Source organism: Microbacterium sp. p3-SID336 (genome assembly GCF_025143365.1).
Taxonomy (GTDB): Bacteria; Actinomycetota; Actinomycetes; order Actinomycetales; family Microbacteriaceae; genus Microbacterium.
Genome location: NZ_JALXPE010000021.1, coordinates 26,054 through 38,328, shown reverse-complemented (window position 1 = coordinate 38,328; position 12,275 = coordinate 26,054). Strand labels below are relative to the sequence as shown.

General features: G+C 70.9%; 10 protein-coding genes. 7 read left to right on the top strand and 3 right to left on the bottom strand.

The features are described 5' to 3' along the window. Position 1: 1 nt before the first annotated feature. Together M3C17_RS08085 and M3C17_RS08080 are read right to left on the bottom strand one after the other, a co-directional pair. A complete protein-coding gene (locus M3C17_RS08085) occupies positions 2-976 on the bottom strand; it encodes an ABC transporter ATP-binding protein (protein WP_259977138.1) in 975 nt (324 codons plus the stop codon). Positions 977-1,264: 288 nt separating this feature from the next. After that, a complete protein-coding gene (locus M3C17_RS08080) occupies positions 1,265-3,136 on the bottom strand; it encodes an FAD-dependent monooxygenase (protein ID WP_259977137.1) in 1,872 nt (623 codons plus the stop codon). A 132-nt stretch (positions 3,137-3,268) separates the two neighbouring features. Between M3C17_RS08080 and M3C17_RS08075 the strand changes: the two genes are divergently transcribed. After that, positions 3,269-3,979: an IclR family transcriptional regulator gene (locus tag M3C17_RS08075; RefSeq protein WP_259977136.1), complete on the top strand. Its 711-nt coding sequence runs from the start codon at positions 3,269-3,271 to the stop codon at positions 3,977-3,979. Positions 3,980-4,139: 160 nt separating this feature from the next. Here M3C17_RS08075 and M3C17_RS08070 read toward each other — a convergent pair whose 3' ends face one another. Next, the gene (locus M3C17_RS08070) at positions 4,140-5,519 is read right to left on the bottom strand and encodes an MFS transporter (protein ID WP_259977135.1); all 1,380 of its coding nucleotides are present in this window, start codon (positions 5,517-5,519) and stop codon (positions 4,140-4,142) included. Between the two features lie 143 nt (positions 5,520-5,662). Between M3C17_RS08070 and M3C17_RS08065 the strand changes: the two genes are divergently transcribed. The 6 genes from M3C17_RS08065 (at position 5,663) to M3C17_RS08040 (ending at position 12,210) form a co-directional block, all read left to right on the top strand. Further along, positions 5,663-7,135: a fumarylacetoacetate hydrolase family protein gene (locus M3C17_RS08065; RefSeq protein ID WP_259977134.1), complete on the top strand. Its 1,473-nt coding sequence runs from the start codon at positions 5,663-5,665 to the stop codon at positions 7,133-7,135. Continuing rightward, entirely contained in the window at positions 7,132-7,818 is a 687-nt protein-coding gene (locus tag M3C17_RS08060) for a GntR family transcriptional regulator (RefSeq protein ID WP_259977133.1), read from the top strand. The genes M3C17_RS08065 and M3C17_RS08060 overlap by 4 nt, the downstream gene beginning before the upstream one ends. Next, entirely contained in the window at positions 7,815-9,356 is a 1,542-nt protein-coding gene (hpaE, locus tag M3C17_RS08055; RefSeq protein ID WP_259977132.1) for a 5-carboxymethyl-2-hydroxymuconate semialdehyde dehydrogenase, read from the top strand. Before M3C17_RS08060 ends, hpaE begins: the two co-directional genes overlap by 4 nt. Before the next feature lie 31 nt (positions 9,357-9,387). Beyond that, positions 9,388-10,554 (top strand): 3,4-dihydroxyphenylacetate 2,3-dioxygenase, encoded by a 1,167-nt coding sequence (hpaD, locus tag M3C17_RS08050; RefSeq protein WP_259977131.1) that lies wholly within the window; start codon positions 9,388-9,390, stop codon positions 10,552-10,554. Between the two features lie 85 nt (positions 10,555-10,639). Next, positions 10,640-11,425: a fumarylacetoacetate hydrolase family protein gene (locus M3C17_RS08045; RefSeq protein WP_259977129.1), complete on the top strand. Its 786-nt coding sequence runs from the start codon at positions 10,640-10,642 to the stop codon at positions 11,423-11,425. After that, the gene (locus tag M3C17_RS08040; protein WP_259977128.1) at positions 11,410-12,210 is read left to right on the top strand and encodes an HpcH/HpaI aldolase/citrate lyase family protein; all 801 of its coding nucleotides are present in this window, start codon (positions 11,410-11,412) and stop codon (positions 12,208-12,210) included. Before M3C17_RS08045 ends, M3C17_RS08040 begins: the two co-directional genes overlap by 16 nt. Positions 12,211-12,275 lie beyond the last annotated feature (65 nt).

Below are 12,275 nucleotides of genomic sequence, written 5' to 3'. Positions count from 1 at the left end.
GTCAATCCTCCGTGAGAGCGGTGAAGGCGGTCTCGAGCGTGGGGGCGGCGATCTCCAGATCGTGCGCGCCGCTGTCGAGCAGCAGCTGGGCGACGGCATCGGAATCGGTGGCTCGCAGGGTGAGCCGATCGCCGTCGAGCCGTGCTCCGGACACGCCATCGATCAGGGCGACCCGGGCGACGAGTTCTTCGCCGGTCGCGGGCACCGTCGCGGAGACGGTCCGTTCGCCCAGACTCGCTCGGAGCAGGGCGGTCGGCGCATCCGCGACGACGGTGCCGCGGTGCATGACCACGGTCCGCCGCGCGAACTGCTCCGCCTCCTCCAGGTAGTGGGTGGCGAAGACGATGGTGCGGCCCGCGTCGGCGTCCGCGCGCATGACGTCCCAGAAGTGGCGGCGCGCCGTCACGTCCATCCCCGCGGTCGGCTCGTCGAGCACCAGGATGTCCGGGTCGGAGACCATGGCGAGCGCGAACTTCACGCGCTGCTGCTCCCCGCCCGAGCACTTCGCGACGCGGCGGCGCGCGAGCCCGGCGAGGTCGGCGCGGACCATCACCTCCGGCACCCTGGACAGGGCCTCGGCGCCATGGAGCGAGGCGATGAGGCGCACGGTCTCGCCGACCGTGAGGTCGCCCAGCAGCCCGCCCGTCTGCAGCACCGCACCGATCGCACCGCTCGCGGTCGCACGGTCTGGCGCGACACCGAGCACGCGCACGGTGCCGCTGCTGGGCGCGGTGAGTCCGAGCAGCATGTCGAGCGTGGTGGTCTTGCCGGCGCCGTTGGGACCGAGCAGCGCGACGACCTCGCCGCGACGGATCGTCAGGTCCACGCCGTCGACGGCCTGCACGCGCCGGTCGCCGCTGCCGAAGTGGCGCCGCACGTCGTGCAGCTCCAGCACGACCGGGGGCTCCTGCGGGGGTTCGGGTGTGGGGCGGGGCGCGACGCGTGTCGCCGTGCCGCCCGCTGAGGTCTCATCCATGACTCCAGCCTCGCGGCGCGGTGGTGTCGGCGCCGGAGGCCGGTGTCATCTCCTCCGCATGACACGTGTCATGCGCTGGAGAGTCGGCCAGCTCTCAACCGGTAGGAGTTCTCTCAACACGAAGGAGATCTCTCACCATGAAGGAGAGATCCCGCCACCCGCTCCTTCCGTTCGTGCGAACTCCTTCAAGCCGTGCGAACTCCTTCACGTCGTGCGATCTCCCTCACCGCAGGGGGAAATGGCACCACAGGCACCGTCGCGGGGACGCGCGACCGGCGGAGCCCCGAGTCAGCGGGCGGGGAGCAGCGCGCCGTCCAGGAAGCCGGACAGCTCCTCCACCCCGTCGAGCGGCAGGATCGCCGCGACGTACTGATCCGGACGCACCACCACGACGGCCCCGTCACGGGAGACCTCGCGCGCCTCGAAGATGTCCGTGGCGCACCACTTGCTCGGCCCCGCGGCGTACACCTTCTCCCAGTCGGTGAGCCCGAACGGGCCGGTCTGCGGCTGGAACAGCGCGGGAGCCGCCGTGACCTCGACCTCTTCGAACGGCTGCCGGTACACGGCCTTCACGTCGAACACCGCGTCCTCGTCGGCGTCGGCCGGGGTGAAGCGTGCGAACACCGGGGCGGCCGCCTCCGCCCAGCGGGCCAGCGCCTCTCCGGTCCGGTCGCCGAAGGCGTACACGCGCCAGCGACCGTCGGCCTTGGCATGGTGCCCCAGGTGGATCACGTTGCCGTCGCCCACGCGCACGACCTCGGCCGACTTGAACCTCTTGCCGAGCGGGTATCCCGCGGCGAGGTCCTGGTGCGCGTCGGAGCCGATGATCATCGACGCGGTGTACTGCGTCATGAACCCGGACGGGAACTCGGCCGTCGCCAGGTAGTACGTGGCCAGGTCGTTGGGGTCGGAGATCTCCTCCGGCTTGCGCGCCATGAGGCTCGACCACTCGCGGTCGAAGTCGATCAGCTGCTGCGCGACGGGGCGACGCTCCGCGCCGTAGGTCGCGAGCAGGGATTCGGGCGCACGACCGCTCAGCACGGAGCCGAGCTTCCATCCGAGGTTGAAGCCGTCCTGCATCGACACGTTCATGCCCTGTCCGGCCTTGGCGCTGTGCGTGTGGCACGCGTCGCCGGTGAGGAACACGCGAGGCGTGCGCTCCTCCCCCTCGTCGACGTCGTCGAAGCCGTCGGTGACCCGGTGGCCGACCTCGTACACGCTGTGCCAGGCGACCTCGCGCACGTCGAGCGTGTACGGGTGCAGGATCTCGTTGGCCCGGCGCATGATCTCCTCGATCGGGGTCTGCCGCACGCGGTGGTCGTCGTCCGCGGCGACCTCGCCCAGGTCGATGTACATCCGGCTCAGGTAGCCGCCCTCGCGCGGGATGTGCAGGATGTTGCCCGCGGCCGAGTTGATCGCGCACTTGGTGCGCCAGTCGGGGAAGTCGGTGTTGACGAGCACGTCCATGACGCCCCAGGCGTGCGCGGAGATGCCGCCCACGTGCTTGCGGCCGATGGCCTCGCGTACCCCGCTGCGTGCACCGTCGCACCCCGCGACGTACTTGGCGTGGATGGTGCGCTCCTCGCCGGCGCGGTCGCCGGCGAGGAACCGCACCCGCACCTCGACGGGGTACTCCCCCTCGTCGTGCACGGTGAGTCCGAGGAACTCCACTCCGTAGTCGGGCTTGATGCGGCCGGGACCGTTGACGGCGGCCTCGGCGAAGTAGTCGAGCACCCGGGCCTGGTTCACGATCAGGTGCGGGAACTCGCAGATGTCGTAGGCGTAGTCGGCGGTGCGGGAGGTGCGGACGATCCGGCTGCGATCGTCGGGGTCCGGGCCCCAGAAGTTCATCCAGCCGATGTTGTAGGCCTCGGCGATGATGCGCTCGGCGAAGCCGAACGCCTGGAACGTCTCGACGCTGCGCGGCTGGATGCCGTCGGCCTGGCCGAGCACGAGCCGCCCCTCGCGCTTCTCGATGAGGCGCGTGGAGATGTCGGGGTACTGCGACATCTGCGCGGCGAGCAGCATGCCGGCCGGGCCCGAGCCGACGATCAGCACGTCGACCTCGTCGGGCAGGTCGGCGGGCCGGTCGGTGCCGATGCCTGCGGCGTCCTGCACGCGCGGGTCTCCGGACACGTAGCCGTGGTGGTGGAACTGCATCGTCGTCGATTCCTTCCGGACGTCTCTGTCGGGTGTTGCGTCCCGGAACATTCGTGTTCTATATTCGAACACAATGTTCTACTATTGAACACAGCCTAAACCGCCGTCCCTCGCATCGCAAGGAGCGCACGCATGCCGGACCGCACGACCGCCGCCCCCGCCTCCCAGACCCTGAGCCGCGGCATCCGCATCCTCGAGGTGCTGGCCGACGCGCGAGGACCGCTCACGATCGACGAGATCGCGCTGCGGCTCGGCGTGCACCGCTCCATCGCGTACCGCCTGCTGCGCACCCTGGAGGACCACGGGCTGGTCTCGCGCGACGCCGCCGGCGCCGTCAACCTCGGCGCGCGGATGGCGGCTCTCGCCGCGGGCGTCGCACACGACCTCCAGGCGGAGGCGCTCCCCGAGCTCACGGCGATCGCGAACGAGCTCGGCATGACCTGCTTCCTCGCCGTGCTGGATGCGGCCGAGTGCATCACGCTCGCGAGCGTGGAACCGCGGCACGCGGTCGCCAGCGTCGCGCAGCGCCCCGGCGCACGCCACCCCGTGACGGTCGGGGCACCGGGCAAGGCGATCCTCGCGCAGCTGGAGCCCGCCGAGCGCCCCAGCGACATCAGCGTCGCCCTGCGCGCGGACATCGACACGATGCTCAGCCGCGGCTTCGCGACGAGCCACGACGAGGTGATCCCGACGGTGCAGTCGGTGGCCGTCCCCCTCGCGCTGCGTGGACAGCGCCCCGCCGCGATCGCCGTGGTGCACGTCGCGACCGACCTCGACGACGCCGAGATCGCCGCGCGCCTGCAGCGCTCCGCAGACCTCATCCGCGAGGCGCTCGACGGCTGACGTCAGCGCCGCCGGCAGACGCGACAACCCGGCCCCGCAGCGCGCCAGCCGCGATCCCGACGACGCCCGCGCCAGCGCGCCAGCCGCCATCCCGCCGCCCGCACCAAGCCGCAGACACGACGATGCCCGCCCGCCGGGTGGCGGACGGGCATCGGAGGGATCAGGCCTTGGCGAGCCCGCGGATGGGGCTCACGGACTGCTCCTCCTCGTGGTCGGGACCCAGCGGGATGCCCGAGCGGTCGCGCAGCAGCAGCGTCGCGATCAGGCCGAGCAGAGTCATCCCGGCGAGGTACCAGGTCACCGCTCCCGTGGAGCCCGTGGCCTTCACGATGGCCGTGGCGATGGTGGGCGCGAAGGCCCCGCCGGCGATCGCGCCGATGGCGTAGGAGATCGAGACGCCCGAGAAGCGGATGCTCGCCGGGAACAGCTCGGTGTAGAGCGCCGCCTGCGGGCCGTACGTGAAGCCGAGGCCGATCGTGAGGATCGCGAGCCCGGCGAACAGCAGCCCGATCTCGCCCGTGTTGACGAGCGGGAACAGCGTGAACACGCCGACCAGCTGCAGCACCCAGCCGACGATGTACGTGCTGCGGCGGCCGATCCGGTCGGACACCCACCCGGCGAGCAGCGTGGTCAGCAGCCAGGTGACGGCGGAGCCTGCGACGGCCCACAGCACGGGACCGCGCTCGAGACCGATGGGGCCTGCGGGGTCGGTCGCGTAGCCCTGGATGTAGCCGCCGGTGGTCATGTAGCCCACCGCGTTGTTGCCCGCGAACACGAGCGCGGCGACGATCACGAGCAGCAGGTGCTTGCGGAACAGCTGCACGATCGGCATCTTCGCCTTCTCCTTGCGCTCGGCGAGCTCGGCGAACACCGGGCTCTCCTCCACGCGGCGCCGCACGTAGTAGCCGACGAGGATGAGCACCACGCTGAGCAGGAACGGCACGCGCCAGCCCCACGCCAGGAACTGGTCGCCGGGGGCGATCGCGGTCATCAGCGCCATCACGCCGGAGGCGAGCAGCAGGCCGAGCGGCACACCGATCTGCGGGGAGGCGCCGAAGATGCCGCGCTTCTTGCGGGGAGCGTGCTCGACGGCCATCAGCACCGCGCCGCCCCACTCGCCGCCCGCCGAGATGCCCTGCACGATGCGCAGCAGCACGAGCAGCACGGGCGCCGCGATGCCGATGGTCTCGTAGGTCGGCAGGATGCCGATGAGCGCGGTGGCCGCTCCCATCAGGATCAGCGTCCACATCAGCACGGCCTTGCGTCCGAGCTTGTCGCCGTAGTGCCCGGCGAGGAAGGCGCCGAGCGGGCGGAAGAGGAAGCTCACGCCGACCGTGGCGAAGCCGATCAGGGCACTGTTCTCGCCGAGCGGGGCGAAGAAGAGCTGTCCGAACACCAGGCCGACGGCCGTGGCGTAGATGAAGAAGTCGTACCACTCCACGGTGGTGCCGACGACGGTGGCGAACACGACGCGACGCCGGTCGGCCGCCGTCGCGATGGTGCCTGTGGGTGTGAACCCGTCCTGTGACTGCCCGCTCATCGGGGTCTCCTTTTGCTTGTGACCGCATTGTCACGGCGCGCGCGGACGTGAATCCGAAGTTGCTTGCCGAGGGGTGAAACGATGATATATGATTTCGAATACGACGCACAAGGCGTCGACGACGAGCGCGAGGAGGCGCCTCCGTGACGGACACCATCAGCCGCCCCGGCAAGATCATCGCGATCCACCTGAGCTACGCCTCTCGCGCCGATCAGCGCGGCAGGCGCCCCGCCGCCCCCTCCTACTTCTTCAAGCCCGCCAGTTCCGTGGCCGCGTCCGGCGGCACCGTCGAGCGCCCGGCCGGCACCGAGCTGCTGGCGTTCGAGGGCGAGATCGCGCTGATCATCGGCACCCCGGCCCGGCACGTCTCGCTCGCCGAGGCCTGGGACCACGTGCAGGCCGTCACCGCCTCCAACGACCTGGGTCTGTACGACCTGCGCGCCAACGACAAGGGCTCCAACGTCCGCTCCAAGGGCGGAGACGGCTACACGCCGCTCGGCCCCGGGCTGATCGACGCGCGCACGGTCGACCCCGCCGCCCTGCGCGTGCGCACCTGGGTCAACGGCGAGCTCCGGCAGGACGACACCACCGCCGGGCTGATCTTCCCGCTCGCGCAGCTCGTCGCCGACCTCTCGCAGCACTTCACCCTCGAGACGGGCGACGTCATCCTCACCGGCACTCCCGCCGGGTCCTCCGTCATCGTCCCCGGAGACGTGGTCGAGGTCGAGGTGGACGCCCCCGACGCCCCCGGCGCCCCGACCTCCGGGCGGCTGGTGACCACGGTGACCCAGGGCGACACGCCCTTCGATGGCGACCTGGGCTCGCTCCCCGCCGTCGACGACCTGCAGCGCACGGAGGCCTGGGGCTCGCGCGAAGAGGCGGGCCTTCCGCCCGTCGAGGCCGCGCCGACCCTCACCCCCGAACTGCGCGCCCAGCTCCTGGAGGCGCCGACCGCCGGCCTGTCGGCGCAGCTGCGCAAGCGCGGCCACCACGCCTGCTTCGTCGACGGCGTCTCCGCGAACCTCTCCGGCACCAAGATCGTCGGCACCGCGAAGACGCTCCGCTTCGTCCCGTTCCGCGAAGACCTGTTCACGACACACGGCGGCGGCTACAACGCGCAGAAGCGCGCGTTCGACGCGGTCGCGGAGGGCGAGGTCATCGTCATCGAGGCCCGCGGCGATGCCACCACCGGCACGCTCGGCGACATCCTCGCCCTGCGTGCGAAGGCGCGCGGCGCCGCCGGTGTCGTGACGGACGGCGGCGTGCGCGACTTCGATGCCGTCGCCGAGATCGGCCTTCCGGTGTTCTCGCAGGGCGCCCACCCCTCCGTGCTCGGCCGCAAGCACGTGCCGTGGGACGTCGATGTGACCATCTCCTGCGGCGGCGCGACCGTGCAGCCGGGAGACATCATCGTCGGCGACGGCGACGGCGTGATCGTGATCCCGCCGGCCCTGGCCGCGGAGGTCGCCGCCGACGCCATCGCGCAGGAGGTCGAGGACGCGTGGATCGCTGAGCAGGTCGCCGCTGGTCACGCGGTGGACGGACTCTTCCCCCTCAACGCCGAATGGCGCGCGCGTTACGAGCAGGCGACCGGGGCCGGAGCGGAGCAGCAGTGAGCACGGTCGAGAGCGCCAGCAAGTCGGAGCAGGCCTACACCTGGATCCGCGCGCGCATCTCGGCGCACACGTACGGCCCCGGCTACCGCCTCGTGCTCGGGCCGATCGCCGAGGAGCTCGGCATGAGCGTTGTGCCGGTGCGCGAGGCCATCCGCCGGCTGGAGGCCGAGGGGCTCGTGACCTTCGAGCGCAACGTCGGCGCCCGCGTGACCCTCGTCGACGAGGGCGAGTACGCCCACACGATGCAGACCCTCGGACTCGTCGAAGGCGCCGCGACCGCTCTGTCCGCTCCCCTGCTCGACGCCGATGCGCTCGCGCAGGCCGCGGAGGTCAATGAGCGCATGAGCCGGCTGCTCGACCACTTCGACCCGCACACGTTCACCGAGCTCAACCGGCAGTTCCACTCGGTGCTGTTCGAGCCGTGCCCCAATCCGCACCTGCTCGACCTCGTGCACCGCGGCTGGGCGCGCCTGTCTGGCATCCGCGACTCGACGTTCGCGTACGTGCCTGGCCGGGCGCATCACTCGGTGGACGAGCACGCCCAGATCCTCGAGCTGATCCGCGACGGCGCCGAGCCGCTGGAGATCGAGCTCGCCGCCCGCAACCACCGCTGGCGCACGAGGGATGCGTTCCTCGATGCGCTGCACACCCGTTCCGTCCCCGCCGAAGGAGAAGCATCATGACCGACTCCCGCATCCCCGCCGACCTGCCCGACCACATCCAGCACTACATCGACGGCGCGTTCGTCGACTCGGTCGACGGCGACACGTTCGACGTGCTCGACCCGGTCACCAACAAGACCTACACGACCGCCGCCGCCGGCAAGAAGGCCGACATCGACCTGGCCGTGGCCGCCGCCAAGCGCGCGTTCGACGAGGGCCCGTGGCCGCGCATGCTCCCCCGCGAGCGCTCCCGCGTGCTGCACCGGATCGCCGATCTCGTGGAGTCGCGCGACGCGCGTCTCGCCGAGCTGGAGTCGTACGACTCCGGTCTGCCGATCACGCAGGCGCTCGGGCAGGCCCGTCGTGCCGCCGAGAACTTCCGCTTCTTCGCGGATCTGATCGTGGCGCAGGCCGATGACGCCTTCAAGGTGCCCGGTCGCCAGATGAACTACGTCAACCGCAAGCCGATCGGCGTCGCCGGGCTCATCACGCCGTGGAACACGCCGTTCATGCTCGAGTCCTGGAAGCTCGGCCCCGCTCTCGCGACCGGCAACACGGTCGTGCTGAAGCCGGCCGAGTTCACGCCGCTGTCCGCCTCCCTGTGGGCAGGCATCTTCGAGGAGGCCGGGCTGCCCCAGGGCGTGTTCAACCTCGTCAACGGTCTCGGGGAGGATGCGGGTGACGCCCTCGTCAAGCACCCGGACGTGCCGCTCATCTCGTTCACGGGCGAGAGCCGCACGGGCCAGATCATCTTCGGCAACGCCGCCCCGTACCTCAAGGGGCTGTCGATGGAGCTGGGCGGCAAGTCCCCCGCCGTCGTGTTCGCCGACGCCGACCTGGAGGCCGCGGTCGACGCGACCATCTTCGGCGTCTTCTCCCTCAACGGCGAGCGCTGCACCGCCGGCTCCCGCATCATCGTGGAGCGCTCGATCTACGAGGAGTTCGTGGAGCGCTACGCCGCGCAGGCGAAGCGCGTGAAGGTCGGCTACCCGCACGACCCCGCGACCGAGGTGGGGGCGCTCGTGCACCCCGAGCACTACGAGAAGGTCATGAGCTACGTCGAGATCGGCAAGAGCGAGGGCCGTCTCGTCGCCGGCGGCGGTCGCCCCGAAGGCTTCGAGGAGGGCAACTTCGTCGCGCCGACCGTGTTCGCCGACGTCGCTCCCGACGCCCGCATCTTCCAGGAGGAGATCTTCGGCCCTGTCGTCGCGATCACTCCGTTCGACTCCGACGAGGAGGCGCTGGCGCTCGCCAACAACACGAAGTACGGTCTCGCGGCCTACATCTGGACGAACGACCTCAAGCGCGCGCACAACTTCGCGCAGTCGGTCGAGGCCGGCATGGTGTGGCTGAACAGCAACAACGTGCGCGACCTCCGCACCCCGTTCGGCGGCGTCAAGGCCTCGGGCCTCGGTCATGAGGGCGGCTACCGATCCATCGACTTCTACACGGACCAGCAGAGCGTGCACATCACGCTGGGACCTGCGCACAACCCCACGTTCGGCAAGTCGTCGCCGGCGGAGGACGTGGCCGAGTCCGCGGAAGACGCCGAGAGCTGACCCCCACCGCCACGAGAACAAGGATCAGGACATGACAGAGAAGACAGCCAAGACCCTCACCTCCTCGGGCTACTACGTGAGCCAGGAGGCGCCGATCCAGACCGACAACCCGGTCGCGACGCCGAAGAGCACCCCGCCGGACATCCTGCGCTGCGCGTACATGGAGCTCGTGGTGACGGACCTCGCCGCATCGCGCCAGTTCTACGTCGACATCCTCGGCCTGTACGTGACCGAGGAGGACGACGAGGCGATCTACCTGCGCTCGACCGAGGAGTTCATCCACCACAACCTGGTGCTGCGCAAGGGACCGGTCGCTGCCGTCGCCGCGTTCTCCTACCGGGTGCGCTCGGCGGAGGACCTCGACCGCGCCGTGGAGTTCTACACCGAGATCGGCTGCGACGTCCGCCGCAACGAGAACGGCTTCGTGAAGGGCATCGGCGACTCGGTGCGCGTGGTGGACCCGCTGGGCTTCCCGTACGAGTTCTTCTACGCGACCGAGCACGTGGAGCGCCTGTCGTGGCGCTACGACCTGCACACCCCGGGCGAGCTGGTGCGCCTGGACCACTTCAATCAGGTCACCCCCGACGTGCCGCGTGCCGTGCGTCACTACCAGGACCTCGGCTTCCGCGTCACGGAGGACATCCAGGACGACGAGGGCACCGTGTACGCCGCGTGGATGCGCCGCAAGCCCACGGTGCACGACACCGCGGCCACCGGCGGCGACGGCCCGCGCATGCACCACGTCGCGTTCGCCACGCACGAGAAGCACAACATCCTGGCGATCTGCGACAAGCTGGGCGCGCTGCGCCGCTCCGACGCGATCGAGCGCGGCCCGGGCCGCCACGGCGTCTCCAACGCGTTCTACCTCTACCTGCGCGACCCCGACGGCCACCGCGTCGAGATCTACACGCAGGACTACTACACGGGCGACCCCGACAACCCCGTGGTCACGTGGGATGTGCACGACAACCAGCGTCGCGACTGGTGGGGCACCCCCGTGGTCCCCTCCTGGTACACGGACGCCTCGCTCGTGCTCGACCTCGACGGCAACCCGCAGCCCGTGGTCGCCCGCACCGACTCGAGCGAGATGGCCGTGACCATCGGCGCCGACGGCTTCTCCTACACCCGTCAGGACGAGGGCGAGGGCTCGATGCCGGAGTGGAAGCAGGGCGAGTACAAGCTGGGCCACCAGCTCTGAGCCGCTCGCGGCGGCCTCCCGGATGCACCGAGGGGCCGCCGCGCGGGCGAGGCGCACGGACGAGGGAAGAGACGGGGAACGGGAAATGCTGACGCAGGAGACCATCACGCAGATCGCCGCCGAGCTGGCGGAGGCCGACCGCACGCACGGGGTGATCCCGCGCATCACCGCGCGCTACCCCGAGGCGACGGTCGAGGACTCGTACGCCATCCAGGGCGTGTGGCGCGACTCGCAGGTCGCGGCCGGGCGCACGCTCGTCGGGCGCAAGATCGGCCTCACGTCGAAGGCCATGCAGCAGGCCACAGGTATCACCGAGCCCGACTACGGCGTGATGTTCGACGACACCGTGTACGAGTCGGGTGCCGAGATCCCCACCGACCACTTCTCCAACGTCCGCATCGAGGTGGAGCTGGCGTTCGTGCTCAAGGAGCCGCTCGAAGGCCCGGACTGCACCCTGGAGGACGCACTGGCCGCGATCGACTACGCCGTCCCGGCGCTCGAGGTGCTGAACTCGCACATCGAGCTGGAGGGCCGCACGATCGTCGACACCATCAGCGACAACGCCGCCTACGGCGCGATGGTGCTCGGCACCGTGCGCAAGCGGCCGGACGAGATCGACCTGCGGTGGGTGCCCGGCGTGCTCTCGCGCAACGGCGAGATCGAGGAGACCGGGGTCGCCGCCGGCGTCCTCGGCCACCCCGCCACGGGCGTCGCCTGGCTGGCGAACAAGTTCCATCAGCACGGCGCGCGCCTGGAGGCGGGCGAGATCATCCTGGCAGGATCGTTCACGCGCCCGATGTGGGTGTCGCGCGGCGATGAGGTGCTGTGCGACTACGGACCGATGGGAACCATCACATGCCGCTTCGTCTAGAGCCGTCGTTCCGCGAGCGCCTCGCCGCCGCCGATCACCCGTTGGTGGGGATGTGGGTCTGCTCCGGCAGTCCGCTGCTGGCCGAGGTCGCCGCGGGGTCGGGGCTGGACTGGCTGCTGATCGACATGGAGCACTCGGCGAACACGCTCGAGTCCGTGCTGCTGCAGCTGCAGGCCGTCGCCGCGTACCCGGTCACGCCGCTCGTGCGGGCGCCGTTCAACGACGCCGTCGCGATCAAGCAGATCCTCGACCTCGGCGCCCAGAACCTGATCGTCCCGATGGTGTCGTCGGCGGCGGAGGCGGAGGCCGCGGTCGCCGCCACCCGCTATCCCCCGCTCGGCGTGCGCGGCGTCGGCAGCGCCCTGGCCCGCAGCGCCCGCTGGAACCGCGTGGACCGGTACCTGCAGGAGTCCGCGCAGCACACCTCGCTCACGGTGCAGATCGAGACGTCCGCGGGGGTGGAGGCCGCGGCCGACATCGCGGCGGTCGACGGCGTGGATGCGGTGTTCGTCGGTCCGTCCGACCTGTCCGCCTCGATGGGCCACCTCGGCCAGCAGACCCACCCGCAAGTGGTGGCCGCGGTCGAGACCGTGTTCGCGGCGGTGAAGGCCGCGGGGAAGCCCGTGGGGGTGAACGCGTTCGACCCGGCCGCCGCCGACGCCTATCTGGCGGCCGGCGCCGACTTCGTCGCGGTCGGGGCCGACGTCGCACTGCTCGCCCGTGCCTCCGAGGGCCTGGCGGCGCGCTTCCTCGGCGCGGACGGCTCCGCCCGCGCCAGCTACTGAGCGGCGTTCACGGAGGGCAGGTCGGGCCTACGCGGGCCGTGGCAGGATAGCCGGGTGCGCAGCGT